This is a genomic window from Mesorhizobium sp. Arg314 (assembly GCF_053714275.1).
In genome coordinates this window covers 139,095-164,362 of sequence record NZ_JBSKBP010000002.1, presented here as the reverse complement: position 1 = coordinate 164,362, position 25,268 = coordinate 139,095, and the positions used below count along the sequence as shown (strand labels likewise).

The 25,268-nt window shown below is 63.3% G+C and carries 22 protein-coding genes and 3 pseudogenes; 9 read left to right on the top strand and 16 right to left on the bottom strand.

The window, feature by feature from the left end; translation table 11 throughout:
* Positions 1 to 191 precede the first annotated feature (191 nt).
* The 4 genes from ACWGS9_RS02845 to ACWGS9_RS02830 all read right to left on the bottom strand — a co-directional run bounded on the left by ACWGS9_RS02845 (position 192) and on the right by ACWGS9_RS02830 (position 4,368).
* Positions 192 to 773 (bottom strand): ABC-type transport auxiliary lipoprotein family protein, encoded by a 582-nt coding sequence (locus ACWGS9_RS02845; RefSeq protein ID WP_454503791.1) that lies wholly within the window; start codon positions 771 to 773, stop codon positions 192 to 194.
* Positions 774 to 978: 205 nt separating this feature from the next.
* Positions 979 to 2,352: an MlaD family protein gene (locus ACWGS9_RS02840; protein WP_454503790.1), complete on the bottom strand. Its 1,374-nt coding sequence runs from the start codon at positions 2,350 to 2,352 to the stop codon at positions 979 to 981.
* 14 nt (positions 2,353 to 2,366) lie between these two features.
* Entirely contained in the window at positions 2,367 to 3,179 is an 813-nt protein-coding gene (locus ACWGS9_RS02835) for an ABC transporter ATP-binding protein (RefSeq protein ID WP_454503789.1), read from the bottom strand.
* A gap of 1 nt (position 3,180) precedes the next feature.
* Positions 3,181 to 4,368 carry an ABC transporter permease gene (locus ACWGS9_RS02830; RefSeq protein ID WP_454503788.1) on the bottom strand — a complete coding sequence of 396 codons (1,188 nt, stop codon included), beginning with the start codon at positions 4,366 to 4,368 and terminating at the stop codon, positions 3,181 to 3,183.
* A gap of 77 nt (positions 4,369 to 4,445) precedes the next feature.
* On the opposite strand from ACWGS9_RS02830, the gene dgcA reads away from it, so the two are divergent.
* The gene (dgcA, locus tag ACWGS9_RS02825) at positions 4,446 to 5,429 is read left to right on the top strand and encodes an N-acetyl-D-Glu racemase DgcA (protein WP_454503787.1); all 984 of its coding nucleotides are present in this window, start codon (positions 4,446 to 4,448) and stop codon (positions 5,427 to 5,429) included.
* Here the strand turns inward: dgcA and ACWGS9_RS02820 are convergent.
* On the bottom strand, positions 5,400 to 6,614 hold the full coding sequence (locus ACWGS9_RS02820; protein WP_454503786.1) for an MFS transporter: 1,215 nt from the start codon (positions 6,612 to 6,614) through the stop codon (positions 5,400 to 5,402). The two genes, dgcA and ACWGS9_RS02820, sit on opposite strands and share 30 nt — an antisense overlap.
* Before the next feature lie 220 nt (positions 6,615 to 6,834).
* Positions 6,835 to 7,665, bottom strand: a complete 831-nt coding sequence (locus ACWGS9_RS02815; RefSeq protein ID WP_454503785.1) for a UDP-2,3-diacylglucosamine diphosphatase — start codon at positions 7,663 to 7,665, stop codon at positions 6,835 to 6,837.
* 120 nt (positions 7,666 to 7,785) lie between these two features.
* Between ACWGS9_RS02815 and ACWGS9_RS02810 the strand changes: the two genes are divergently transcribed.
* The 4 genes from ACWGS9_RS02810 to ACWGS9_RS02795 all read left to right on the top strand — a co-directional run bounded on the left by ACWGS9_RS02810 (position 7,786) and on the right by ACWGS9_RS02795 (position 12,817).
* Positions 7,786 to 8,565: an SDR family oxidoreductase gene (locus ACWGS9_RS02810; RefSeq protein ID WP_454503784.1), complete on the top strand. Its 780-nt coding sequence runs from the start codon at positions 7,786 to 7,788 to the stop codon at positions 8,563 to 8,565.
* 162 nt (positions 8,566 to 8,727) lie between these two features.
* Complete coding sequence (locus tag ACWGS9_RS02805) at positions 8,728 to 11,052, top strand: NADP-dependent malic enzyme (RefSeq protein WP_454503783.1); 2,325 nt, start codon at positions 8,728 to 8,730, stop codon at positions 11,050 to 11,052.
* A gap of 80 nt (positions 11,053 to 11,132) precedes the next feature.
* Positions 11,133 to 11,543 carry an MAPEG family protein gene (locus ACWGS9_RS02800; RefSeq protein ID WP_320213528.1) on the top strand — a complete coding sequence of 137 codons (411 nt, stop codon included), beginning with the start codon at positions 11,133 to 11,135 and terminating at the stop codon, positions 11,541 to 11,543.
* 50 nt (positions 11,544 to 11,593) lie between these two features.
* Entirely contained in the window at positions 11,594 to 12,817 is a 1,224-nt protein-coding gene (locus ACWGS9_RS02795; protein WP_454503782.1) for a DUF2865 domain-containing protein, read from the top strand.
* Here ACWGS9_RS02795 and ACWGS9_RS02790 read toward each other — a convergent pair.
* Positions 12,735 to 14,108: a glutamate--tRNA ligase gene (locus ACWGS9_RS02790; protein ID WP_454503781.1), complete on the bottom strand. Its 1,374-nt coding sequence runs from the start codon at positions 14,106 to 14,108 to the stop codon at positions 12,735 to 12,737. The two genes, ACWGS9_RS02795 and ACWGS9_RS02790, sit on opposite strands and share 83 nt — an antisense overlap.
* Before the next feature lie 709 nt (positions 14,109 to 14,817).
* Here ACWGS9_RS02790 and ACWGS9_RS02785 point away from each other — a divergent pair.
* The 3 genes and pseudogenes from ACWGS9_RS02785 to ACWGS9_RS02775 all read left to right on the top strand — a co-directional run bounded on the left by ACWGS9_RS02785 (position 14,818) and on the right by ACWGS9_RS02775 (position 18,949).
* A complete protein-coding gene (locus ACWGS9_RS02785; RefSeq protein WP_454503780.1) occupies positions 14,818 to 18,594 on the top strand; it encodes a vitamin B12-dependent ribonucleotide reductase in 3,777 nt (1,258 codons plus the stop codon).
* A pseudogene (locus ACWGS9_RS02780) lies at positions 18,594 to 18,704 on the top strand (VOC family protein); the annotation flags it as partial. The gene ACWGS9_RS02785 and the pseudogene ACWGS9_RS02780, both read left to right, overlap by 1 nt.
* 32 nt (positions 18,705 to 18,736) lie before the next feature.
* Entirely contained in the window at positions 18,737 to 18,949 is a 213-nt protein-coding gene (locus ACWGS9_RS02775) for a type II toxin-antitoxin system HicB family antitoxin (RefSeq protein WP_454503779.1), read from the top strand.
* 202 nt (positions 18,950 to 19,151) lie between these two features.
* Here ACWGS9_RS02775 and ACWGS9_RS02770 read toward each other — a convergent pair.
* From ACWGS9_RS02770 to ACWGS9_RS02745, 6 genes and pseudogenes are all read right to left on the bottom strand, one after another.
* A pseudogene (locus tag ACWGS9_RS02770) lies at positions 19,152 to 20,009 on the bottom strand (glycoside hydrolase family 25 protein); the annotation flags it as partial.
* A gap of 122 nt (positions 20,010 to 20,131) precedes the next feature.
* Positions 20,132 to 20,270: pseudogene (locus tag ACWGS9_RS02765) on the bottom strand (GH25 family lysozyme); the annotation flags it as partial.
* Positions 20,227 to 20,403 (bottom strand): hypothetical protein, encoded by a 177-nt coding sequence (locus ACWGS9_RS02760; RefSeq protein WP_454503973.1) that lies wholly within the window; start codon positions 20,401 to 20,403, stop codon positions 20,227 to 20,229. The pseudogene ACWGS9_RS02765 and the gene ACWGS9_RS02760, both read right to left, overlap by 44 nt.
* Positions 20,404 to 20,422: 19 nt before the next feature.
* Positions 20,423 to 21,208 (bottom strand): phosphodiester glycosidase family protein, encoded by a 786-nt coding sequence (locus tag ACWGS9_RS02755; RefSeq protein WP_454503778.1) that lies wholly within the window; start codon positions 21,206 to 21,208, stop codon positions 20,423 to 20,425.
* A gap of 79 nt (positions 21,209 to 21,287) precedes the next feature.
* On the bottom strand, positions 21,288 to 21,860 hold the full coding sequence (locus ACWGS9_RS02750; RefSeq protein ID WP_454503777.1) for a hypothetical protein: 573 nt from the start codon (positions 21,858 to 21,860) through the stop codon (positions 21,288 to 21,290).
* A 35-nt stretch (positions 21,861 to 21,895) separates the two neighbouring features.
* A complete protein-coding gene (locus tag ACWGS9_RS02745) occupies positions 21,896 to 22,768 on the bottom strand; it encodes an undecaprenyl-diphosphate phosphatase (protein WP_454503776.1) in 873 nt (290 codons plus the stop codon).
* A 201-nt stretch (positions 22,769 to 22,969) separates the two neighbouring features.
* Here ACWGS9_RS02745 and ACWGS9_RS02740 point away from each other — a divergent pair, with 201 nt between their 5' ends.
* Positions 22,970 to 23,902: a hypothetical protein gene (locus ACWGS9_RS02740; protein ID WP_454503775.1), complete on the top strand. Its 933-nt coding sequence runs from the start codon at positions 22,970 to 22,972 to the stop codon at positions 23,900 to 23,902.
* 21 nt (positions 23,903 to 23,923) lie between these two features.
* Here ACWGS9_RS02740 and ACWGS9_RS02735 read toward each other — a convergent pair whose 3' ends face one another.
* From ACWGS9_RS02735 to ACWGS9_RS02725, 3 genes are all read right to left on the bottom strand, one after another.
* Complete coding sequence (locus tag ACWGS9_RS02735) at positions 23,924 to 24,136, bottom strand: hypothetical protein (protein ID WP_454503774.1); 213 nt, start codon at positions 24,134 to 24,136, stop codon at positions 23,924 to 23,926.
* Positions 24,137 to 24,285: 149 nt separating this feature from the next.
* Complete coding sequence (locus tag ACWGS9_RS02730; protein ID WP_454503773.1) at positions 24,286 to 24,681, bottom strand: GFA family protein; 396 nt, start codon at positions 24,679 to 24,681, stop codon at positions 24,286 to 24,288.
* Positions 24,682 to 24,798: 117 nt separating this feature from the next.
* Positions 24,799 to 25,047: a ParB N-terminal domain-containing protein gene (locus tag ACWGS9_RS02725; protein WP_095490758.1), complete on the bottom strand. Its 249-nt coding sequence runs from the start codon at positions 25,045 to 25,047 to the stop codon at positions 24,799 to 24,801.
* Positions 25,048 to 25,268 lie beyond the last annotated feature (221 nt).

The following is a 25,268-nucleotide window of genomic DNA, read 5'->3' as shown; positions in this document are numbered from 1 at the left end:
GAGAAGGGGAATGACCGCAGAGGCAGCGGCTTTCCGTCAACGTTGGCGATTGGCGAAACCGTCGATGGCAGCGTCTTTCTCCCCGTCACTATACGGGGAGAAATGCCCGGCAGGGCAATGAGGGGCAGCGCCGACTCTTAATAGCTTGTCGCCCGGGAGTCGACGGCCTCAGCGACCCGGATGGAGTCGCCTCAGATCACCGAATCCGTCCAGCGCACGATATCCTTGGCGGCCTGGCCGAAGGCGCTGTCCAGCGCGCCGACATAAGCGGCATTGCCGCTGCCGGAGACCGGTGCGTTCGCCGTAAAGTTCTTCGAGGCGCGCACCTCGCCGTTGCGGTCGTTCAGGATGCGCACGAACAGGTCGACATCGGCATGCTCGCCGCCATTGATGCGCACCTCGAAGGAGCGCACCTCGACGATAACCTGGTAGTCGATCGCCAACCCCTCTCCTGGCTTGCCGACGCCGGCAAAGCTGCCGGAGCGCTGGAACGTCTCGGCCAGTCTCGCCTGCACGATCAGCGGCAGCCGGTCCGCCCATTGCGCGCCCTTCAGGAACTGGATCGACTGGTCCGAGGGCCTGATGACGATGTTCTGGCTGTCCAGCGCCTTCAGCGCCGAGGGCTGGGCGATCAGGATCTGGCGGCGGCTGTGTGCACTCACGTCGACCGACGGTGCGGACAATTCGAACGTGTCGAGTGGCGCCGGCTTGCCGGCCAAGACCGCGCAGCCGCCAAGCGTCACCACAAACAGCGCCGCAACCGTCGACCTCACGCCTCGCACCCTACCCGACGTCACGCGCGATCCCCGTTGTCCCCGGACCCTAGAGCAATTCCAGGAAAAGTGTGTAGCGGTTTTCCGTCCGGAATTGCGAAAAAACAAAGAGATGGAGAGGTTCGCCGTTTCGGTGAAACGGTGAACCGCTCTAAGATCGATCCGACCTCGTAGTTCATTTTTCTGGCGGTCGCGGCGGCCGAAGTCAACGCCGCGCCCTTCCATCGAACTGTCGGACCTCGCCTTCGCCGCCAGACAGAATGCGCTGCGGATTGCGGCTGAGGTCCGTCACGGCTTCCTCGATGCGGTTGATCGAGCGGCGGCTGTCCTGCACAAGTGCCTCGACATTCTGCAGGCCCTGGCCGGAGAAGCGCGCCAGATTGTCGGTGATGGTGCCGAGCCGCGCATTCAGCGTGTCGGCCACCTGCTTGAAGGATTTCAGCGTCGCCCTGGCGTCGGCCATCACGCCGTCGGCCTCGCCGGAGCCCAGGATCTTGTCCACCTTGGCCAGGATGCCGTCGACGCGCACCGAGGCATCGTTCAGCCGCTGCGCGAGTTGGCGGGCGTCCTTGATGGTCTCGTTGATGTCGTCGGAACGATTGGCGATCTTGTCGGTGACCTTGGCGATGTCCGAGGCCGCCTTGTCGGCGCTGGCGCTGGCCTTCTGGATGTTGGCCAGAGCGGCCTTGACGTCGGCCGGATCGATGCCGTCGAGCACGCCGTTGACCTTGGCCAATGTCCCTTGCGTCTGCTTGGCGAAATCGTTGATCGAGCCGACCGCCGTGTTGACGTTGTTGATGACGGTATCGAACTGCTTGCTGGTCTCTTTCAGGTTCGACGTCACCGTGTCGACATTGGCCACGATGCTCTTGATCTGGTCCTTGTCGACGGAATTGAGCAGGCCTTCGGCGGCCTTCAGCGTGCTGTCGAGCCTGCCCGATACATTCTTCAGCTGATCCGAAAGCGAGCTCACCGCCGACAGGAACTTGTCGATACCGTCGGAATTCTTGGCGAGCGCGTCCGAGAAGGTCTCTACATTCTTGACCGTCTGCGTCAGCGGACCGCGAACGTCCTTGGTGAAGCCTTCGAGTTCGCCAAGCACCTTGTCGGCGCGGGTAAAGATGTTCTGCGCCGTCTGCAGAAGGTTGGTGACCGCGGACGGATTGGCGACGATCTCGGCGACCTTGCCTTCCTTCTCGGCCTCGTCGAGAAGCCTGGTTTCCTTCGGGTCGGCGCCCTTGAGCTCGATATTGGCCTGGCCGCTGAGGCCAGTAAGTCCGATGTCGGCCTGCGTCGATTTGGTGATCGGCGTCCAGCGCGCGATTTCGGTGTCGGCGATGGCGACGGTCGGATCGTCGCCGTCGATATAGACGTTTTTCACGTCACCCACCCTGACGCCGTTGAACAGCACCAGGCTGCCGCGACTGAGGCCGGAAGCCGAGCCTGGAATGCGCACGCGCAGCATCGCCGTTTCGCCCCTGTTGCCGATGGCGGCCGTCCAATAGACGAAGGCGAAGGCCGCCAGGATCGCGCCCAGCGTGAAGATGCCGACAATTACGTAGTTGGCTCTTGTTTCCATCGCCCCACTTATGGCTATGCGCGCGCCGCAAGATCAAGTTGCCGGGCGCGTTTTCCGCGGAAATAGGATTTCACCCACGGCTCATCGCTCTTCAGCATGTCGTCGATCGTGCCTTCGACCAGCACCTTCTTCTTGCCGAGCACCGCCACGTGGTCGCAAGCGGTGAACAGCGTGTCGAGATCGTGCGTGACCATGTAAACGGTCAGGTCCATCGTATCGCGCAACTTGACGACAAGTTCGTCGAACTCGGCGGCACTGATCGGATCGAGTCCGGAAGTCGGCTCATCGAGAAAGACGATGTCGGGATCGAGCGCCAAAGCGCGCGCCAGCGCCGCGCGCTTGATCATGCCGCCGGAAAGCTCGGAGGGAAATTTCTGCGCGGCGTCGGGCGGGAGCCCGACCAGCTCGATCTTGAGCATGGCGAGTTCGTCCATCAGCGCCTTGGGCAGGTCGAGATATTCGCGCATCGGCACCTGTACGTTCTCCAGCACCGTCAGCGCCGAAAACAGCGCGCCATGCTGGAAAAGGACGCCAAGCCGCATATCGATGCGCAGGCGGTCCGCGTCGCTTGCCTTGTCGACATCGACGCCGAACAGGCTGATCGTCCCCGACTGCTTCGGCATCAGCCCCAGTATGGTGCGCAACAGCACCGATTTGCCGGCGCCCGAGGCGCCGACGAAGCCAAGGATTTCGCCGCGCTTGATGTCAAGCGAAAGCTTGTCGAGGATCAGCTTGTCATCGATGGCGACGGTGACGTCGCGCACCGAAAGCACGATATCGTCGTCGTCCGTGTCCTGCGTAGCCGTCGCGCCGTTGCCGTTCGCCATCTCAGAACCCGATCGCTGCGTAGAACATTGCGAAAAGCCCGTCGAGAATGATGACGACGAAGATCGACTTCACCACCGACGCGGTGACGTGCAGGCCGAGCGATTCGGCGCTGCCGCCGACCTTCATGCCCTCGACCGACGCGATAATACCGATGATCAAGGCCATGAACGGCGCCTTGATCAGGCCGGCAAAAATGGTGCTGAGATCGATGGCGACGCGCAGCCTGTCGATGAACGCAGCCGGCGGAATGTCGGAATAGAGCCAGGCGGCGACGATGCCGCCGCCAAGTGCGGCAAAATTGGCGATGATGGTGAGGCAAGGCAGCCCGATCACCAGCGCGACGAGCCGCGGAAAGACCAGCACGCCGATCGGGTTGAGGCCGATCACCTTCAGCGCGTCGACCTCCTCGCGCATTTTCATCGAGCCTATCTCGGCCGTGATCGCGCTGCCGGAGCGTCCGGCGAGCATGATGGCCGTCATCAGCACGCCGAGCTCGCGCAGGATCAGCACCCCGACGAGGTCGACGACGAAGATGTTGGCCCCGAAATAGCTAAGCTGATAGGCGCCCTGCTGGGCAACGATGGCGCCGACAATGGCCGACATCAGCACCACCACCGGTATCGCGCCGACGCCCATGCGGTCGATCTGGTTGAAGATCGCGGCCGGGTTGACCGCGTGACCGCGGCCGAGCTTCATCTGCGCGCCGCGGATCGTGGCGCCGAGAATGTTCATCGAAGCGACGAAATCGTCGCGCATTTCATAGACCCGCCGGCCCACCAGCTCCAGCGCGCGCATGATGATGTTGGGCGGCCCGGACGGGCCCGGTTCGGGCTCGCGACGGACTGCATCGCCGACCGCGTCGAGCAGGATCGAGGCGATCTCGCTCTGCCCCTGCAAATGAACCTCGACGCCTTTCTTCTCGAAGGCGCTGGCCAGCCGGTCGATCAGCCAGGCGCCGGCAGTGTCCATCTTTTCGATGTGGGAAAGGTCGAGCATCAGCTGTTTCGCGCCGCTTCTCTGCTCGATCTTGCGCATGTCGGCATCGACCGATGCCACGGTGCGCGTCGTCCACACGCCCGAAAACGCGCAGCCCAGCACGCCGCCTTCCTCGCCCACGGCAACGCGTGGCCGGTGCTCGGCGTCCTTGGCGGCCTCGCCGCTTGCGTCGCGTTTGCGGATGGTCAACATGGCGTCCTGTTTAGCGTGACGGGACTGGCGTGTCGATTTGCCGGCAGACTGGTGTCGCACAGCCGGAGAAGAAAATTATGGCGCGTGTCATTTCGGTCGAAATGGAGCGATTCCCGATCGCCGGCACCTTCACCATCTCACGCGGATCCAAAACCGAGGCCGAAGTCATCACCGTAACGATCGCTGAAGCGGGACGTTCCGGGCGCGGCGAGTGTGTGCCTTACAAGCGCTATGGCGAGACGATGGGCGGCGTATTCGCCGCTATCGAGGCGATGCGTGACCAGATCGCCGGCGGCATAAGCAGGATCGCGCTGCTTGACGCCATGCCGGCAGGGGCGGCACGCAATGCCATAGATTGCGCGCTGTGGGACCTGGAAGCAAAGATGACAGGGGTCCCGGTCGCCGACGCGATACTTGCGGTTCCGTTGTGGGGGCTGGAAACGGCCTACACGCTCTCCCTGGGTGAGCCGGAGGCCATGGCGGCGCAGGCGCGCGCCAATGCCGCGCGGCCCTTGCTCAAGGTCAAGATCGGCGGCGACAACGACATGGCGAGAATTCGCGCCGTGACGGAAGCCGCCCCTGAAAGCCGCATCATCCTCGATGCCAATGAGGGCTGGACCGACGAAAATGTCGAGGCGAACCTTGCCTTTGCCGCGCAGCACGGCATCACGCTCGTCGAACAGCCGCTGCCGGCAGGCAAGGACGACATCCTGCGCCGGATCGTGCATCCGGTGCCGATTTGCGCCGACGAAAGCGTGCACGCGGCGAAGGATCTCGATGCGCTGGTCGGTCTCTACGACGCCGTCAACATCAAGCTCGACAAATCCGGCGGCCTGACCGAGGCGTTGAAACTGCGCGACCGCGCGCGCGACCTGGGCTTCGGCATCATGGTGGGCTGCATGGTCGGCACCTCGCTCGCCATGGCCCCGGCGGTGCTGCTTGCCCAGGGCGCCGACTTCGTCGACCTCGATGGACCGCTCCTGCTTGCGCGCGATCGCGAACCCGGCCTTGTCTACCAGGGATCGCTGGTTTCACCCCCTGACAGAGAGCTTTGGGGCTGAGCGGGAAGCGAGCCCGATCAGCGCCATGCCGATGATCGCGATCGGGATCATCGCCCAGAAACCGTCGACGCCCAAACGCTCATAGAGCGGACCGGAAGCAAGCGTGACGGCAGCCATGAAGAAGCCGTTGAAGAAATAGGCAATGCCTTGCGCGGCACCCGTGCGCTCTTCGGAAACCGTCTCGCCGATCATCTTCTGCAGGCCGATCAACACCATCGGGACCGAAACCGAGTGCAGCGACTGGACAAGGAAGAAGCCGGCGACGCCAAGCCCGAGCGGCCAGACCAGCGGAAAGGCGATCCAGCGCACGATCGAGCCGATGCCGGCGATCACCATCACCCTGACCACCGAGACCGAAGAAAAAATGCGATTGAAAAACAGGAACATGCAGACTTCGGACACCACGCCCCAGGCCCATAGCACGCCGACGACGGAATCGCCGATTCCGATCGACTTCCAGTAGATCGACACGAACCCGTAGAGGAAAGCGTGGCTGGCGGTGATGATGCCGACACCGAGCGTGAAATAGAGGAAATAGGCATTGAACAGACTGGGTGCCTTATGCTGGATCTCAGTCGCCGAAAGCGGCGAGGCCTTGCGCGGCCGTCCCAAGCGCGGCGCCGCCAATGCAGCGACCAGGGCCGCGCCGAGCGCAATGAAGATGATGACCGGAACAGCCTGCGGACCCGTCACCGCCAGGATGAATCCGCCCGCGACATTGGCGCACAGATACGAGATCGAGCCCCATTTGCGCATCGCCGTATAGTTCGAGCCGAAGCGCCGCACGCCCGACAGCGCCAGCGAATCGGCCAACGGCGAGTGCGGCGTCCAGACGATGGTGAGCAGCAGCGACACGGCAAGCACGATTGCGTAGGTGGCCGGCAGGAAATAGCCGGCCGAGATGATCATCGAGCCAGCGACCAGCGCGATGTAGACATTGGCACGGTCCTTCGCGCGGTCGGCAAGCGCGGTCAGCATCGGTGTCGTCACCACGCGCAGGAACATCGGCGCCGCCAGGATGACGGCGATCTGCTCGGCATGAAAACCTTTCGCCTGCAGCCAAAGCGGAAAGTAAGGCAGATGCGTGCCTAGCGACACGAACAAGGTCGCGAAGATCAGGCTCATGCGCAATTCGAAATGGCTAGGCTTGACGAGTTGCTCGGGCGACAGGGGCGGCAGCGACATGAATCGATCCAATTACGCTGCATTCGACGGCCTGCAACGCGTCTCGATCCCTAACATGCGGCAAAGCGCGGCGGAACTGTCTGGACTAATCGATCGGCGGCAAAGCTGTTGAAGACAGCGGCCGAGCTTGGGACATCTTGCCTTGATCCCAGGATTTCGGTGAAAATTTCGGACCAGGGAGGTCGAACTGGGTTGGCCAGTCTCTGACGGGCAGGCGCGTTCAGGCCGCCTGCGCCGCCCTGCCCTTGAGGTCTATGATGTCGACCGGCACCAGCACATCCTTGTCGGCCGAGGATTCGGGCAGCACATGTGCCCAGGTCAGGATTTCCATGCGGCCGTCGAAATGCTCGACCACCGCCGTGCAGCTTTCCACCCAGTCGCCGGTGTTGATGTACTGGACCTCGCCATAGTTCTCGATGGCGGCATGATGGATGTGGCCGCAGATCACGCCGTCGACATGCGAACGCCGCGCTTCCTCGGAAAGCACGGTCTGGAACGAGCCGATGAAGTTCACCGCCTTCTTCACCTTGACCTTGGCCCAGGACGAAAACGACCAGTAGGGCAGGCCAAGCAGATGGCGCAGCTTTGTCACCACCCTGTTGACCAGCATCGCCGCGTCATAGGCATAGTCGCCGAGATAGGCGAGCCAGCGCTGGTTGTGCACCACCGTGTCGAACTGGTCGCCATGGATGACCAGCAGGCGCCGTCCGTCGGCGGTCTCGTGGATAGCGCGGTCGGCAACGACGATGCCGCCGAAATGCACACCCTGGAACTGGCGGGCGAATTCGTCGTGATTGCCGGCGATATAGGTGATCGAGGCGCCCTTGCGCGCCTTGCGCAGCAGCTTCTGCACGACGTCGTTGTGGCTCTGCGGCCAGTGCCAGCTGCGCCGCAGCCGCCAGCCGTCGATGATATCGCCGACCAGATAGATGATTTCGGCGTCATGATAGCGCAGGAAGTCGATCAGGAAATCGGCCTTGGCCGCTTTCGAGCCGAGATGTACGTCGGAAATGAACAATGCGCGGAAAGTGCGGGGCTCTGGGTCTGACATCACGAATTTACCCTTTGCTTTCGCGTGCCTATGCCCCGATTCATGCAACAACCGTATGACGGTTGCGGTTGGTCCAGCTCAAGCGCTAGCTTGCGCCGCAATTTACCAGGAGAAATCACCATGGATCTCGGCATTCGCGGCAAGAAGGCGATCGTCTGCGCTTCGAGCAAGGGGTTGGGGCGCGGCTGCGCGATGGCGCTGGCCGAAGCCGGCGTCGATCTCGTCGTCAACGGTCGTAACGCCGAACTCGTGGCCAAGACCGCCAGGGAAATCCGTGACCGGTTCGGGGTCAAGGTGACCGAAATCGTCGGCGACGTGTCGAAGCCCGACGTGCAGAAGGCGATCCTTGCCGCCTGCCCCGATCCGGACATCCTCGTCAACAACAATGGCGGGCCGCCGCTGCGCGATTTCCGCGAGCTCGACCGCGCAAAAATCCTCGAGGGGGTGACGCAGAACATGGTCACGCCGATCGAGCTGATCCAGGCGGTGATCGACGGCATGGCCAAGCGCGGCTTCGGCCGCATCGTCAACATCACCTCGCTGTCGGTCTATGTGCCGATCCCCGGGCTCGACCTGTCGTCCGGCGCGCGAGCCGGCTTGACCTCGTTCCTCGCCGGGGTGGCGCGTACCGTGATGGACCGCAACGTCACCATCAACAGCCTGCTGCCCGGCAAGCTCGACACCGACCGGCTGCGCGGCCCGCATGAGGCCGGCACCCAGGAAGACCCGGCCGCGGCCGCCGCGCGCAAGGCCCGCATCAGCGCCGACGTGCCGGCAAAACGTCTCGGCACGCCAGAGGAATTCGGCCAGATCTGCGCCTTCCTCTGTTCGGTCCATGCCGGCTACCTCACGGGCCAGAATATCCCGGTCGACGGCGGTCTCTATGTCAGCGCCTTCTGACCGCCGCCAATCCAAAGGCTTGAGGCTCACAGGCCAACAGGCTGGAATCGATTGATTATTTTCGCTCCGGCATTGTGAGGGCCAGACCCGGCTATTTGCCGTCGCGAAAACGCTCCGACGCATGCTAAAAGGCTCCAAAGCAGTATCGCAGGGAGGGCCGCAATGGACGGCGAGAGCAAGAAAACGGCCCGGTCGGACCTCGACGAGGCCGCCCTCTTCTTCCATAAGCACCCGACACCGGGAAAGCTCGAAATCCAGGCGACGAAGCCGCTCGGCAATCAGCGCGACCTGGCGCTTGCCTATTCGCCGGGCGTGGCGGCGCCCTGCCTCGAGATCCGTGACGATCCGGCAACCGCCGCCGATTACACCGCGCGCGCCAATCTGGTCGGCGTCGTCTCCAACGGCTCGGCCGTGCTTGGGCTGGGCAATATCGGTCCGCTCGCTTCCAAGCCGGTCATGGAAGGCAAGGCGGTGCTGTTCAAGAAATTCGCCGGCATCGACGTCTTCGACATCGAGATCGACGCACCCGAAATCGAGCGGATGGTCGAAACCGTTGCCGCATTGGAGCCGACCTTCGGCGGTATCAACCTGGAAGACATCAAGGCGCCGGAATGTTTCGAGGTCGAGGAGCGGCTGAAGGCCCGCATGGGCATCCCGGTTTTCCATGACGACCAGCACGGCACGGCCATCATCGTCGCCGCAGCGGTGCTCAACGGACTGGAACTGGCCGGCAAGGCGATTTCCGACATCAAGATCGTCACCTCCGGCGCGGGTGCCGCGGCACTTGCCTGTCTCAACCTTCTGGTCTCGCTCGGCGCCAGGGTCGAAAACATCTGGGTCACCGACCGTTTCGGCGTCGCCCACAAGGGCCGCGTCGAGGAAATGGATCGCTGGAAAGACCCTTATGTGAAGGATACCGAGGCGCGCACGCTGGCCGACGTCATTCCCGGTGCCGACGTCTTCCTCGGCCTTTCCGCCGCCGGCGTGCTGAAGCCGGAACTCCTGCAGCACATGGCGCCGAAACCGCTGATCCTGGCTTTGGCCAACCCCAATCCCGAGATCATGCCGGAAGTGGCAAGGGCGGCGCGTCCGGACGCCATGATCTGCACCGGACGCTCGGATTTTCCCAATCAAGTCAACAACGTACTGTGCTTTCCTTACATCTTCCGCGGCGCGCTCGATTGCGGCGCCAGCGCCATCAACGAGGAGATGAAGATGGCAGCGGTGCGGGCGATCGCCGCCCTTGCCCGCGAGGAGCCGTCAGACGTCGCGGCGCGCGCCTATTCCGGCGAGACGCCGATGTTCGGTCCCGATTTCCTGATCCCCTCGCCCTTCGATCCGCGCCTCATCCTGCGCATCGCGCCGGCGGTCGCGAAGGCTGCTTGCGATTCCGGCGTCGCGACGCGGCCGATTGCCGACTTCGCTGCCTATATCGACAAGCTCAACCGCTTTGTCTTCCGCTCCGGCCTGGTGATGAAGCCGGTGTTCTCCTCTGCCAAGGCCTCCAATGCCAAGCGCGTCATCTATGCCGACGGCGAGGACGAGCGCGTGCTGCGCGCCGCGCAGGTGGTGCTGGAGGAAGGCATCGCCGAACCGACCCTGATCGGCCGCCCGCATGTCATCGAAGTCAGGCTGAAGCGTTACGGGCTGCGCATTCGGCCAGGTGTCGATTTCGCCTTGATCAATCCGGAAGACGATCCGCGCTACCGCCACTATGTCGACCTCCTGATCGAACTTGCCGGCCGGCGCGGCATCACGACGGAAGCCGCCCGCACCATGGTGCGCACCGACAACACGGTGATCGCGGCGCTTGCGCTGAAGCGCGGCGACGCCGACGCCATGGTCTGCGGCCTCGAAGGCCGCTTCGAGCGGCATCTGCGCAACGTGACGCTGATCATCGGCCCCCGCGCCGGCATCCAGGACCGGGACTTGTCGACGCTGTCGATGCTGATCTCGCAGCGCGGCATCATCTTCCTCACCGACACGCACGTCTCGGTCGACCCAACGGCGGAGGAGATCGCCGAGATGACGGTGCTGGCGGCGGAAGAGATCCAGCGCTTCGGCATCGAGCCGAAGGCTGCACTCCTGTCGCATTCGGATTTCGGCTCGCGCGATTCTCCGAGCGCGCTGAAGATGCGCCGCGCGGCCGAAATCCTCGGCCGCATCGCGCCTCAATTGCAGTGCGACGGCGAGATGCATGCCGATACCGCGCTGTCGGAGCATCTGCGCCAGCGCGTCTATCCGCATTCGCGGCTGAAGGGCGAGGCCAATCTGCTGGTCTTTCCGAATCTCGATTCGGCCAACATCACGCTGACGGCGCTGCGCGCCATGATGGATGCGCTGCATGTCGGGCCGATCCTGCTCGGCACCGACAAGCCGGCGCACATATTGACGCCGTCGGTGACCTCGCGCGGCGTCGTCAACATGACCGCGCTTGCCGTCGTCGAGGCGGCGCACAAGGCGCAGGCGCTGGTCGATCTGGGCTGAGGACGACTCTGGCCGAAAACACCGATGGTGCTTCATTGCAAGTTGGTGGCGGCGATCGAATGGGCAGGTACGAGGGTTGAATGAGCTTCGAACTAGCCATGCTCGCGGCAAGTTGCGTGCTCTGTTTCATTCACATAGTTCTCGCTTCGCATTCGGCGAGCTTGCAGCGAGGTTACCGCTGGACGGCCAGCGCCCGAGACGCCGAGGTCCCTCCACTCACAGGGATGGCGGGGCGCCTGGAAAGGGCACTGCGAAACTTCGTCGAGACATTTCCTGTGTTCGTGGCGGCGGTTTTTCTTGTCCACGCGGCTGGGCACGAGACCGCACTCAGCAAGTGGGGAGCCGGACTCTATTTTTCGGCCAGGCTGGTCTATCTTCCGCTCTATGCATTCGGCGTTCCCTTGGTTCGCTCACTCGTTTGGAACGTTGCGTTTGTTGGAATCGCCATGCTTTTGCTGGCATCGGTGTGGCCTTTACTAGGGAACAGTTAACCACGAACGCGGTAGCCTTCCGGCCACGGGCAATCGGGGATTCCAGGCGGATGAAAGGGTTGAAGCTGACGCATCTCACGGCGCTGCTTGCAGCGTTGGCGGCGTCGGCTGGCGCGTTGACCGAATCCCAGGCGGCCTCCCGCATCTGCCGGCAGCTCGAAGCCGAACTCGCCGCAACGCGCGGTGGTGGTGGAGGCCCCGGCCTCGTCCGCAAATATGACGACGCCATCGCTCGCCAGCGCGAGCAGCTTGCCAAGGCCCGCGGCCGGGCGAGCGATGCCAGCTGTGGCTTCACGCTGTTTTCGCGCAATGTCAGCCAATGCGCGGCGATCAATGCCTCGATCCAGCGCATGAACGCCAATCTCGACACCTTGCAGGCCAAACGCGAGCGGCTGGCCGGCGGCGGCACGCGGCGCGACCGCAGCCGCATCCTGGCGGCGCTCGATGCCAATGACTGCCGCGACGACGAGATCGCGCCGCGCCGCGCCCCGCTTCAGGAGGCGGCGCGCGACAATGGCGGCGGCAGTCTTTTCGAGCAGCTTTTCGGCCGCCAGGATCAGCAGCTCGAAACGCCCGACGCCCCCGATATGGCGGACTCGGCGGACGTGCCGCTCGATGATCCTAGCGTGCGCAACTTCCGCCGCATCATCAACCAGCCCGACGGCACGGACCTGCCCCGGTTGGGCGGCGAGTTCCACACGATGTGCGTGCGTACCTGCGACGGTTACTTCTTCCCGATGTCCAACGCCGCTTCCGTCGGCGACTTCGAGCGCGACCAGAAGAATTGCGAATCGAGCTGCCCCGGCACCGAGATGCAGGTCTTCTACACGCGCGGCATGGATGACGACGCCGGCAACATGACGTCCTCCGCCGACGGCCGTCCCTACAGCGAGCTGCCCACCGCCTATCTCTATAAGCAGGCCAATTATTCTCGGCCGCCGAGTTGCGGCTGCAATACGCAGGCCGGCAACTTCACGATCATCGGCGGCAACCCGCCCAATCCCGAACAGTCGCAGCCGGAGAGCGAGGCAGCGCCCTTCATTCCGGTGCCGGCGACCAAGCCCGATCCCGGCGCCGATCCGGAAACACTCGCCAATGCCGAAGGCGGGCTCGACCAGGACGCGATCAAGCGGCTCACCACGAAGGTGCCGGTGTCGCCGGTCTCGGCGCTGCCGCCGGATCAGCGCAAGGTCAGGGTCGTCGGGCCAGCGTTCCTTCCCGACCCATCAGCGGCAATAGATCTGAAAGCTCCGGCCCCGAAGTCCGCCCAGTAAGCGCTAACCGCAGCGGCATGAAAAGCGGCTTGCCCTTGCGTCCGGTGGCTTCCCTGATCTTGCCGGTCCAGTCCTTCCACACCGTGCCGTTCCACGGTTCCTCCGGCAGCAGCTCGAATGCCTGATGGAGGAAGTCGCGGTCCTCGCCGGAAAACTCGGCCGGTTCCTGCGGGCCGTCGCTCAGGATTCGCCACCAGGCGAGCGCGTCCGACAGGCGGTCGAGATTGCCGCGGACGGCAAGCCAGAACGGCTCGGCCTTGTCGCCGGAAATGCCGAGCACCATAAGCCGGTCGCGCGCTTCCTCGAACGACATGTGATGCATCAGCGTGCGGTTGAGCACGAAGAGCTCGTCCGGATCGAACTTGGAGGCGGACTTGGAGGTTGCCGCCGGGTCGAAATGGCCGGCGAGCTCAGTGAGGTCGTGCGCGGCGGTGACATTCTCCGACGTGCCGACGAGCACGGCCAGCGAAGCGACCGCCATCGGCTCGATGCCGTCCTCGCGCAGGCTTTCGATCGACAGCGCGCCGGTGCGCTTCGACAACCCCTCGCCCGAGACGGTGGTGAGCAGATTGTGGTGGCCGAACACCGGCGGCTCGGCCCCGAGCGCCTTGAAGATAGCGATCTGCACGCCGGTATTGGTGACGTGGTCGTCACCGCGAATGACATGGCTGACGCCCATCTCGATGTCGTCGACCACCGAAGGCAGCGTGTAGAGATAGGTGCCGTCCTCGCGCACCAGCACAGGATCCGACAGCGAGGCGAGATCGACCGTCTCCTCGCCGCGCACCAGGTCGTTCCAATGCACTTCGGTGCGCTCCGGCTGCAGCGGATCGCTGGTGAAGTTGGGCAGCAGGAAACGCCAGTGCGGCTTGCGTCCGTCCGACTGGTATTCGGCCACCTGCTCCGGCGTCAGCGTCAGCGCCTCGCGGCCATAGACAGGCGGCAGGCCGCGCGTGCGACGCACCTTGCGGCGCAGATCGAGCTCTTCCGGCGTTTCGTAGCAGGCATAGAGCACCCGCGCCGCCTTAAGCCGCTCGACCGCCGCGTCGTAGATCTCGAAGCGGCGCGACTGGTACTCGGTGACATCCGGGAAGATGCCAAGCCAATGCAGGTCATAAAGAATGGAATCGGCGAATTCCTGCCTCGAGCGGGCAATGTCGGTGTCGTCGAAGCGCTGTATGAAGCGGCCCTTGTTGTTCATGGCGAAAAGCCAGTTGAACAGCGCGGTGCGCGCATTGCCGATGTGGATGCGGCCGGTCGGCGATGGGGCAAAACGTACGGTAACTGTCATGAGCGGGGCGTAACGGATGCTTTTGGTGTTGACAAGGCGCGCCCCCGCGAACGCAACAGATAGTGCAAGCCAGCTAAAATGAAAAGCCGCCGCCCGCCTTGGCTTCGCGGCAGGGCTGACAAACCGCGTCAAGTGCCTGCAGAGCCGGGCTTCGCATGTCCCCGTTATCCACATATGTGACACACAAGATGTTGGGTCACAAAAGCTACGCAAACGAATCCTTGACGGGTCGGAACGAGTCGCTTTTTATAGGCCATGCGCTCCTGTTGCGGGCGCGACCGGAGAGTTCTGAGGCCGGTCTTTTTCCCCGGATTTTGTGCGTTTTGCCCGGATTTCCGCCTGTTCACGAGGCTGGCGGAAGCGTTGGGATCGTTAGGGCTTGGGTGGGCGAAAGGGAGAATTGTCAGCCTGGAAAAAATGATCTGTTAACACTATATTTAGTGTTTGCAGGCAGGCTCGACGCTAGATAGTGTGAACCTCCCTCTACGGAGGGAATCGACAAAAGTTTCAGTTTCGAGGGACCCGCGGGTCGGCCTGCAACCTGGGTAAGCGCCTGGAAAGGCGTTTGCTTGTCTGCATGGCTGCGCCCGCGACGAGGAGAGTGTCGGCGTCGCCTGCGATGCCGGCAAACGGCGGACTGCGCTTTTGGCTCAGCGGGGCAGAAATCCCTGGGTAAAGGCGCTATATATAGACAAAAGGGACCGGACCAATGCGCATCGAGCGTCGCTTCACCAAGCCAGAACAGTCTGCCTATGCGGAGATCGAATTCCGCAAGGCCCTGTCGGAGATCAAGAATCCCGACGGCTCAGTGGTGTTCCGCCTGGACAACATCGATGTGCCGGCGCAGTTCAGCCAGGTCGCGGCCGACATCCTGGCGCAGAAATATTTCCGCAAGGCCGGCGTGCCGGCGCGCCTGAAGAAGGTCGAGGAGAACGACGTCCCCTCCTTCCTGTGGCGCTCCGTCGCCGACGAGGCCGAACTCGCCAAGCTGCCCGAGGCCGAGCGCTACGGTTCGGAAACCGACGCCCGCCAGGTCTTTGACCGGCTTGCCGGCACCTGGACCTATTGGGGATACAAGGGCGGTTACTTCAAGTCCGAGGACGACGCGCGCGCCTTCCGCGACGAGCTCGCCTATATGCTGGCCACCCAGCGCGTCGCGCCGAACTCGCCGCAATGGTTCAACACCGGCCTGCACTGGGCTTATGGCATCGACGGTCCGAGCCAGGGCCATTTCTACGTCGACCCCTTCACCGGCAAGCTTACCAAGTCGAAGTCGTCCTACGAGCACCCGCAGCCGCATGCCTGCTTCATCCAGGGCGTGCAGGACGACCTCGTCAACGAGGGCGGCATCATGGATCTGTGGGTGCGTGAGGCGCGCCTGTTCAAATACGGCTCGGGCACCGGCTCGAACTTCTCGATGCTGCGCGGCGAAGGCGAGAAGCTGTCCGGCGGCGGCCGCTCCTCCGGCCTGATGAGCTTCCTCAAGATCGGCGACCGCGCTGCCGGCGCCATCAAGTCGGGCGGCACGACGCGCCGCGCGGCAAAAATGGTCATCGTCGACGCCGACCACCCGGATATCGAGGACTTCATCGACTGGAAGGTCAATGAAGAGCAGAAGGTCGCCTCGCTGGTGACCGGCTCCAAGATCGTCAAGAAGCACCTCGAGGCGATCATGAAGGCCTGCGTCAATTGCGAAGGCCACGACGACGACTGCTTCGACCCGGCGCTGAACACCGCGCTGAAGCGCGAGATAAAGGCGGCTAAGAAGGACGCCGTGCCGGAGAACTACATCTACCGCGTCATCCAGTTCGCCCGCCAGGGCTACACCTCGATGTCGTTCAAGACCTACGACACCGACTGGGATTCGGACGCCTACCTCACCGTCTCCGGCCAGAACTCCAACAACTCGGTGTCGCTGAAGGACAATTTCCTGCGCGCCGTCGAAACCGATGGCGACTGGCAGCTCACCGCCCGCAAGGACGGCAAGGTGCTGAAGACGTTGAAGGCGCGCGATCTGTGGGAAAAGATCGGCTACGCCGCCTGGGCGTCGGCCGATCCGGGTCTGCACTTCAACACGACGATGAACGACTGGCACACCTGCGCCTCCGCCGGTGCGATCCGGGCCTCCAACCCGTGCTCGGAATACATGTTCCTCGACGACACGGCCTGCAACCTCGCCTCGATCAACCTTCTGCCCTACCGCAACGAAGACGGCACGATCGACATCGCCGCTTACGAGCACACCGTTCGCCTGTGGACCGTCGTGCTCGAAATCTCGGTGATGATGGCGCAGTTCCCGTCGAAGGAGATCGCCAAGCTCTCCTACGACTACCGCACGCTCGGCCTCGGCTACGCCAATATCGGCGGCCTGCTGATGACCTCGGGCATTCCCTACGACTCCGACGAGGGCCGAGCCATCTGCGCCGCGCTCACGGCGATTATGACCGGCATGGCCTACGCCACTTCGGCCGAGATGGCCTCCGAGCTCGGCGCCTTCCCCGACTACGATCGCAATGCGCAGAACATGCTGCGCGTCATGCGCAACCACCGCCGCGCCGCCTATGGCGACAAGGACGGCTACGAAAAACTCGCCGTCAACCCGGTGCCTCTCGTTGCGTCAGACCTCAAGCAGCAGGATTTGGCCACCCACGCCAAGGCCGCCTGGGACCGCGCCATCGAGCTCGGCGAGGAGCATGGCTACCGCAACGCGCAGGCGACCGTGATCGCGCCGACCGGCACGATCGGCCTGGTCATGGATTGCGACACCACCGGCATCGAGCCCGACTTCGCGCTGGTGAAGTTCAAGAAGCTCGCCGGCGGCGGTTACTTCAAGATCATCAACCGCGCCGTGCCGGAAGCGCTCAGGACACTCGGCTACTCCGAAAGCCAGATCGCCGAGATCGAGGCTTACGCGGTCGGCCACGGCAACCTCAACCAGGCGCCCGGCATCAACCCTGGCTCGCTCAAGGCCAAGGGCTTCACCGACGAGAAGATCGCTGCGCTCAATGCGGCGCTGAAGTCGGCCTTCGACATCAAGTTCGTGTTCAACCAGTGGACGCTGGGCGCCGACTGGGTGAAGGAAACGCTCGGCTTCACCGACGAGCAGCTCGGGGACATCTCCTTCGAGATGCTGCCGGCGCTCGGCTTCTCCAAGAAGGACATCGACGCCGCCAACATCCATGTCTGCGGTGCGATGACTTTGGAAGGCGCGCCCTTCCTCAAGGCCGAGCACCTGCCGGTGTTCGACTGCGCCAGCCCGTGCGGCAAGATCGGCAAACGCTCGCTCTCGATCAACAGCCACATCCTGATGATGGCGGCGGCTCAGCCCTTCATCTCGGGCGCCATCTCCAAGACCATCAACATGCCGAACGAGGCGACGGTCGAGGATGCCAAGAACGCCTACATGCTGTCGTGGAAGCTGGCGCTGAAGGCCAACGCGCTCTATCGCGACGGCTCGAAGCTGTCGCAGCCGCTCAATGCCTCGCTGCTCGCCGATGGCGAGGAGGACGAGGACGAGGCGGTCGAGCAGCTGATCGCCGCACCCGTCGCGCAGCGCGCCGTGCAGGTGACCGAAAAGATCGTCGAGCGCGTCATCGAGCGGCTCTACCGCGATCGCGAAAAACTGCCGAACCGCCGCAAGGGCTACACCCAGAAAGCGGTCGTCGGCGGCCACAAGGTGTATCTGCGCACCGGCGAATTCGACGACGGCCGTCTCGGCGAGATCTTCATCGACATGCACAAGGAAGGTGCCGCCTTCCGCGCCATGATGAACAATTTCGCCATCGCCATCTCGCTCGGCCTGCAATACGGCGTGCCGCTCGACGAATATGTCGAGGCCTTCACCTTCACCAAGTTCGAGCCGGCCGGCATGGTGCAGGGCAATGACGCGATCAAGAACGCGACGTCGATCCTCGACTACGTGTTCCGCGAGCTGGCGGTCTCCTATCTCGGCCGCCACGACCTCGCCCATGTCGACCAGTCGGACTTCGACAAGACCGCACTTGGCCGCGGCATCACCGAGGGCAAGGCGACACCCTTTTCCAAGGGTCTCTATCGCGGCGCCTCGCCGGTGAAGCTGGTGTCGGGCGTCGGCAGCGAGCCCAAGGGCTTCGGCGGCCCAGCCCCGACCACGACCCCTGTCCGCGCGGCCCCGACCGCCTTCGCCGGCTCCAACGTGCTGGCGCTGAAGCCGGCAAGCGACGAGGCGCTTGCCTACAAGCGCGACTACGAGGAGCGCGCCAGGGAACTGGCCGAGGATATGGTGGAACAGGAAGCTGAAGCCGCTGGCGGCGCGGAAGCGCTCTTCACCGACGCTGCGGCCAACGAAGCCGCCGAGGCCAAGAAACTCGCCGCGACAAGACGCCAGCAGTCGCTGCTGCAAGGCTATACCGGCAACGAATGCTCGGAATGCCACAACTTCACCATGGTGCGGAACGGCACCTGCGAGAAGTGCGATACGTGTGGTTCGACCAGCGGGTGCAGCTGAGACCCAATGCCTGCGCCTCGCCTCGGCTGACAGTCCGCGAAGCCTGCTTCGTGCTCGATCCCGACGGCTACAATATCGAGGCGATGATCAACGAGGCGGCGAAGGCCTGAGCCTCGACTGGATCAGGCAAGGATATAGCGCAATGCTTTATGCTGTGGTCATCGAAAAAGCCGGAGACAACTTTTCTGCATATGTGCCGGACCTGCCGGGCTGCATTGCAACCGGCGCCAAGACGGCCGATGTGAAGATCGCAATCCGTGAAGCAATACGCTTTCACATCGAAGGCTTGCGCACTGACGGGTTAGAGATACCCGAGCCCGTTGCCGTGGCGAAATATGTTGAGGCGTACGGGTGACGCGCGCCCTCTCCTTCTCCCCTTGTGGGAGAAGGTGGATCGGCGCGCAGCGCCGAGACGGATGAGGGGTGCTCCAGCGAAGTGAGACGCCGGCGATCTTGCGGCGTCCAACGCTGGCAAAGGTCTGCGTCAAGCTGGAGCACCCCTCATCCGGCCGCTTCGCGGCCACCTTCTCCCACAAGGGGCGAAGGGAAAAAAGCACTCAGTCCGCGTCGGCCACCATCTTCCCGCCGCCGAGCCAGGTACGCCATTGCCGCTCATCGCCATGGAACACGTTGAGGTCGATGCGGCCGCTCACGCCATGCGACAGGCCGGAGCCGGAATATTGCCAGAACAGCCACTTGCGGCCCGGATAGACCTTTGACGGGTGCGCGGCCACGGCGCGCAGCCAGAACGGATAGTCGAGGAAGGCGCCGCGCAGGTTGTCGCGATAGAAATCGGGGCTGGTGTAGATGATGGGCCGCTGGCCGTAATGGCGCTCGAGCTTGTCCATGAACACCTGCATCTTCTCCAGCACCTTTTCGCGCGAGGGCCGTCGCTTGCAGGAGGAATCGCCGTTCCACTCGACATCGATGACCGGCGGCAGCGCGCCGTCGACCTTCGGCACGTTGCGGATGAACCAATCTGCCTGCTCGCTGGCGACCCGGCACCAATAGAAGAAATGATAGGCGCCGCGCTTCAGCCCGGCGGCGTCGGCGTTGCGCCAGTTCTTCATGAACATCGGATCGAGATGGTCGCCACCGTCGGTCGCCTTGATATAGGCGAAATTGGCGCCCTGGGCGCGCAGCTTCCGCCAATTGATGTCGCCCTGCCAGCGCGAGACGTCGACGCCGTGCACGGCCAGATGGCGGGGCGAAGAGCGGCCGAAATTGATCGGCTTGGCGTCGCGGAACGCATAGCGGGTGACCGGACCGGCGAGCATGGCGGGTGCCGCGCGCGACAGGCGCTTCGGCGACGAGACGAGCGCTGCCTCCTGCACCGGCGGCTCGGCGCCGTCCGGGAGACCCTGCGCCGGGAAGTTCACCGTCTCCTCCTCGGCCAAGCCGAAAGGGCGCGAGTTCTCGTCGTCAGAGCTCGCGTTACTCTCGTCAAGCAGCGACGCCGGCGGCTTGAAGCGCGAAGCGCCCGACATCGACGCGGTGTCGACGGTTTTTTCCGTCACGGCGGTCCTCACGCCCTTCGACACCGGCGCGCTCGGCCGCACGACCGAGCTCGTCGTCTCGTTGGACGGCATTTGCAAGGCATCGACGCCCGACGTGGACGAGCAGCCGGCAAGGCTAAGCGATGCGAGCACGAAACTGACGACGCCAAAAATCCGCATCTTGACCTGTACGCAAAACAAAACGGACCGAAGGCAGGAACAGCGCCGCCGGAACCCCCATTCCTAATGAGAAATTACCAACAAAGTTTGAATCAAAATTTACTTTTGGCGCGACCGGATGATTCGCGGCCACGCAGAAAGACGCCTCTCGGTCAGCGCCTGAACACGCCGATCATCGGCCCGAGATTCCAGAAATCGTCGTTGCGGCCGATGCCAGGCGCATAGAGGCTCGAAATGGAGCCGTCGAGGAAGAGCGCGTTCGGGCAGCCTAGCTGGTCGCGGAACAGCCGCGCGAATTCATGGAAGGTCACGACGTCGTCCGAGATCGCGAAGACCGCGACGCCGTCGGCGCGCACGCCCACGCCATCGCGAATCTTTCGCGAGGTGCCGTCGTAACGGAATTTCGGATGCAGCTTGCCGTCGATGACCAGCATCGGCCCGGACTGGGTGGCGTAATCCACGCGCGGCGGACGCTTCAGGTAATCCTTGGTCGCGCGAACCCCGGCCCTGCCGGCGCTGAGATAAAAGATGCCGTTCGGCTGCATGGAGAAATTGCCGGTCCCAGATCCGCTCTTCGCCGGCGTGATCTGTTCGCCGCGCTCGACATAGAGGCCGACCGGCGCGAGGTCCGGATGGTACATGCCGGCATTGATGCCGAAGAGCATGGTGCGTCCCGTCGCTTGCTGCGCGCTGCGCAGATTGTGCAGCGATCGGTAGAGGTCGCCATTCTTGTTCTTCCAGAACAGCTCGATGGAAAAATGCTTCGGATCGGTCTCACAGACCAGATAGGCCGCGCTCTCGAACACCTGGTTGCGGCACGGCGGCAGCGCGGCCAGCCATTGACCAAGGCCCATGCCGGCGCCAACGGCGGCAGGCACCGCCGACTTCACCAGCGTGGCCAGCAAGGGCACCGAATTCAGCAATGTCGAAAGATCCATGAGCGTACCAATAGCTGAACGGGGCTATGAGACGAACCGTCATCTCATGCGGCGATTTCCCCCATTCCGGGCAAGATCGTCAGGAGGCCGGAATACCCGGGTCCTGCAGCAGATAGAAGATGCTTTTGGGATTGAAGTCGGTGACGAGGAAATCGAAGGTCGCCTGATGGCGTGTATCCACATGGCCATCGAGAAACCGAAGGCGATCGAAAGGCTCCAACTGGCGGTCATATCGCGCGAAACTGTCGGACGAGATAAAGTCGGACGGGGTATGGGACTGATCGAAAGACAGGCCGTCGCCGAACACACTCGGCTGGTCCAGTATCGACTGGAGCTCAAACAGGAAATCCACCCAGGGGTGTGCGCTGTCGTTGAGCGCACCGACCCGCAGATAGAGAATCCCCTCCGTGAAATTGGCTGTCGGCTGCCGGGCGCGGATCGTCAGAATGACGGGGTCGGCCGACTCCAATTCCTCGCTAAGAACAACCGGATCGGATCTTGTTCCGGTTCCCGAGACGGATCGGATCAGAAAGCCGCCAAGTTCGTCCGAGAAAGAATACTGGCCGGCCTGCCATTGGCGGCCGGGGCTATTGGCGTTGGCCACCGGCATCACAAAGACCAGACAGGAGAAAAACGCTGCGAAGCGGCGCACGCCTCTTGCGCGGGCCGCCGACAGTGCCGGATCTGCTAGGATAGCCATCCTAATGCCAGGCCTAGCAGCAGCACCACGCCAAGCAACCCGCGATAGATCACGAACGGCCAGGCGGAGAAGCGTTCCAGCACGCGCATCAGCCCCCATATGGCGAAGAAGGCCGATATCGATGCAACGATGAGGCCGACCGCCAGGATCGACCAGCCATGCGCGTCGAGATGCACCTTGTGCAGTTCCCAAAGCTCCTTGAGGCCGGCCAGCGCAATGGCGGGCAAGCCAAGCAGGAATGACAGGCGCGCTGCCTCGGGCCGGGCGAAGCCCAGCCCCATCGCCGCCGTCAGCGTCGAGCCCGAGCGCGAGACGCCGGGAATGAGCGCGCCGACCTGGGCGATGCCGACCAGCACCGCGTCGAGGATCGATGCCTGGCGCAGCATGAGCTTATGGCTGGCGAAGATTTCGGCGAGCGCCAAAAGGATCGCCATGGCGATACAGGCCCAGCCGATGACCGCCAGGCTGCGCAATGGCGAATTGCAGGCGTTGAGCACGCCGGAAAGCGCCAGGCCGGCAATGACGATCGGGACGGTGGCAAGCACGATGCTGATCGCAAGACGCAAATGGCGGTCGCTGAAATCGCGGCGCGAGATCGCCGAAAGCGATCCGAACAGCACGTCCCTGACATCGCTCCAGAAATAGCTGACCACCGCCGCCAGCGCCGCCAGTTGCATTGCTGCGGAGAAGGCCGAACCCGGGTCCTGCCAGCCGAGCACGGCCGGCACGATACGCATATGCGCGGTGGACGAGATCGGCAGCAATTCGGTGATGCCTTGCACGATGCCTAGAAATGCCACCTTGGCATAACCCAGGCCGACAAAGCCGGTATCCAACCCTTGAGTGCAGACGTCGGTCATCTCAACCCTTTCCCAGCGCCCCGGTGGCCAGAGGCAAACGGGAATCGTCATTCGAAAAGCCTTCGAGGACAGGCTTAGCCTCACGATAGCGTGATTCCAACTCACGGATTTGTAAGGTGCCACCAATCCCGCTTGACAACCGGCGTCTTCATATTATTCTTCGCTAATCTTACACTGTAAGGCACACTGAGGAGCATCGCCATGTCGACCGCCGCCCTCTCGGAACTGCAGCCAGTCATGCCGCCGGAAACGCATGTTGCGGAAATCGCGATCGAGGACGTCGAGCGTGATGTCGGCCGCGCCATCGAGCGCGCCGAAGTCGCCGCCTGGCTCGACCTTTATGAGGCGGCGCCCGCGGACTTCGCGGCGCAGCAAGGGCTGTCGATCGCCAGGGACGGCGACCTTGTCTGGACCACCTGCACGACGATCCCGTTCATCCATTTCAACTGCGTGAAGAATATCGGCGTCGACAGCCCGGCCTCGGAGGCTCAGCTCGACGCGCTGCTCGCGCATTATCGTGACGCCGGCATCAGGCGGCCGTGGTTCCATACCAATCCACACACCGAGCCGTCGCGGCTGAGATGCTGGCTGGAAGCCCGCGGCCTGCAACACCAGGGCGGCTGGGAGCGCATCCATCGCGACGCGACGCCGCTGCCGGACGAACCGCTTTTCCAGGGTGACCCGCTGATCCCGGTCGACGATCTGGTGGTCGAGGAGGTCACGCCCAGGACAGCTTCGGAGTGGGCTTCCTTTATCGATGCCAAATACAGGCTTCCCACCTCGCCCTGGCTCATGGCGCTTGTCGGCCGCAAGGGCTGGCGTCATTACATGCTGAAACGCAGGGGCGCGGTCGCCGCGGTGCGCTCGCTCTTTATCGGCCCTGACGGCGCCGCCTGGAGCGGCATCGACGCGCCGGTGCCAGGCATCATGGCGCCGAGCTTCGATCTTGATGCCATGCTTGGAGAGAGGCTGGTTCGCGACGGCATCGCCGCCGGCGCGAAACTGTTTGTCGCCGATATCGAGGCGCCGCTCCCCGATCGCGACGGGCCGGCGTATCGCAATTACGACCGGCTCGGCTTCGGGCTCGCCTATTTACGCAATCACTACAGTTACCTGCCCGCGCATTCGAGTTGACCAATTTTCCCTGGAGCTGCCTCAGCGGTACAACCACTGCTTCAAGCAGCTTCTCGCCACCACATGCGCGGGTGGCACCGAAGCCTGGTCGATGCGAGAATCGTCGCCAGTCCTGTCGCGAGCCTTTTCCAGAAGCAGGCGAAGTTCGGCTGGACGCACGCGGTCGCGCGCCATCACGAGCTGGATCATCGGGTCGTTCAAAAGCTCGTCCAGGGTGTTGATGCTCTCGCTCATCCGCGCCTCCTCGGTGCCTGCCCGCATGGCGCTTAGATAGGCAGCCAAAGATGGCCCGCCAATGACGCTTTGCCGGCTATCTCGTGAATCGAAGATGAAATTTTTGTGCAGGCACTCTTCCTTCTCCCACAAGGGGAGAAGGTAGACCTCTACGCCGGCGGCGCGCCTTCATATTGCGGCAGGCCATCGTCAAGCATCACCCAGGGCTGCTTCGAGGCAGTCCAGAAATGCATGTCGGGCTTGAACTGCGATGGGTCGTCGAGCGAGCCCGAGGTGACGCCGAGAATGCCCCTGGAGTCTCGCCGCGAGAACATCGTCGTGCCGCAGACCGGGCAGAAGACGCGCTTGAGGTCCGGCGTGGAATTGATTGTCGCCACCGGCCCTTCGATGGTCACGTCGTCGATGCGGAAGAGCAGGCGGGCGTTGAAGGCCGCGCCGATTGCTCGCTGGCAGATCCGGCAATGGCAGACGCGTTCGTTGATCGGCTCGGCCTCGGCCCTGTAACGCACCGTACCGCACAGGCACCCGCCCTCATATTTCGTCATCGCCGACACCTGTTTCGAGGAAATGCCGGCACGTTAGTGGCCGGCATGACAGGGTCAATCAAAAAACATTGATGGGATGCGATCGCTTGGGGTGATGCCGCGGCCCGGGCGAAGAGATCAGTGGCGCTTGGCCTGAACGAGATAGGCGTCGATCTCGGTCTCGCCGAGCCATTTGGCGGCTTCGAGCCGGTGCAGCCCTTCAACCAGGATGTGGCGCTTGCCGTCATGGCGCACCTGGATCGGCGTCTTCATGCCGTTCTCGAGAATGTCCTCGGCGAGATGGCGCACGGTTTCGGGATGCAGCGTCTTGCGCCGCGCCGTCGGCACGTAGATGTCGTCGACCTTGACCTTTTGTACCCGCAGCATGTCGGCTCCCCCAGTGCGAAAATCTTGCTCTGTGTCTGTTGAGATCCAGGTCAGGCCGAGCCGAGAAGGGCGGTTTCCGAGAACCGGCCTACGCCGACCGTAGCCTTCATAGAGCGAAGACATTTATGAGAGCTTCGGCCGGCGAAGGCCGGAAGCGCAGGGAACTGCCGTTCGCAGGCCTGCCTCACCTGAATATCAATAGACCCTGGCATGAGATAGTC

Coding starts and splice junctions, on each gene's coding strand:
- ACWGS9_RS02840 (WP_454503790.1), bottom strand. CDS start 2,352: ATGGAAACAAGAGCCAACTACGTAATTGTCGGCATCTTCACGCTGGGC.
- ACWGS9_RS02835 (WP_454503789.1), bottom strand. CDS start 3,179: ATGGCGAACGGCAACGGCGCGACGGCTACGCAGGACACGGACGACGAC.
- ACWGS9_RS02830 (WP_454503788.1), bottom strand. CDS start 4,368: ATGTTGACCATCCGCAAACGCGACGCAAGCGGCGAGGCCGCCAAGGAC.
- dgcA (WP_454503787.1), top strand. CDS start 4,446: ATGGCGCGTGTCATTTCGGTCGAAATGGAGCGATTCCCGATCGCCGGC.
- ACWGS9_RS02820 (WP_454503786.1), bottom strand. CDS start 6,614: ATGTCGCTGCCGCCCCTGTCGCCCGAGCAACTCGTCAAGCCTAGCCAT.
- ACWGS9_RS02815 (WP_454503785.1), bottom strand. CDS start 7,665: ATGTCAGACCCAGAGCCCCGCACTTTCCGCGCATTGTTCATTTCCGAC.
- ACWGS9_RS02810 (WP_454503784.1), top strand. CDS start 7,786: ATGGATCTCGGCATTCGCGGCAAGAAGGCGATCGTCTGCGCTTCGAGC.
- ACWGS9_RS02805 (WP_454503783.1), top strand. CDS start 8,728: ATGGACGGCGAGAGCAAGAAAACGGCCCGGTCGGACCTCGACGAGGCC.
- ACWGS9_RS02800 (WP_320213528.1), top strand. CDS start 11,133: ATGAGCTTCGAACTAGCCATGCTCGCGGCAAGTTGCGTGCTCTGTTTC.
- ACWGS9_RS02795 (WP_454503782.1), top strand. CDS start 11,594: ATGAAAGGGTTGAAGCTGACGCATCTCACGGCGCTGCTTGCAGCGTTG.
- ACWGS9_RS02790 (WP_454503781.1), bottom strand. CDS start 14,108: ATGACAGTTACCGTACGTTTTGCCCCATCGCCGACCGGCCGCATCCAC.
- ACWGS9_RS02785 (WP_454503780.1), top strand. CDS start 14,818: ATGCGCATCGAGCGTCGCTTCACCAAGCCAGAACAGTCTGCCTATGCG.
- ACWGS9_RS02775 (WP_454503779.1), top strand. CDS start 18,737: ATGCTTTATGCTGTGGTCATCGAAAAAGCCGGAGACAACTTTTCTGCA.
- ACWGS9_RS02755 (WP_454503778.1), bottom strand. CDS start 21,208: ATGGATCTTTCGACATTGCTGAATTCGGTGCCCTTGCTGGCCACGCTG.
- ACWGS9_RS02745 (WP_454503776.1), bottom strand. CDS start 22,768: ATGACCGACGTCTGCACTCAAGGGTTGGATACCGGCTTTGTCGGCCTG.
- ACWGS9_RS02740 (WP_454503775.1), top strand. CDS start 22,970: ATGTCGACCGCCGCCCTCTCGGAACTGCAGCCAGTCATGCCGCCGGAA.
- ACWGS9_RS02735 (WP_454503774.1), bottom strand. CDS start 24,136: ATGAGCGAGAGCATCAACACCCTGGACGAGCTTTTGAACGACCCGATG.
- ACWGS9_RS02730 (WP_454503773.1), bottom strand. CDS start 24,681: ATGACGAAATATGAGGGCGGGTGCCTGTGCGGTACGGTGCGTTACAGG.
- ACWGS9_RS02725 (WP_095490758.1), bottom strand. CDS start 25,047: ATGCTGCGGGTACAAAAGGTCAAGGTCGACGACATCTACGTGCCGACG.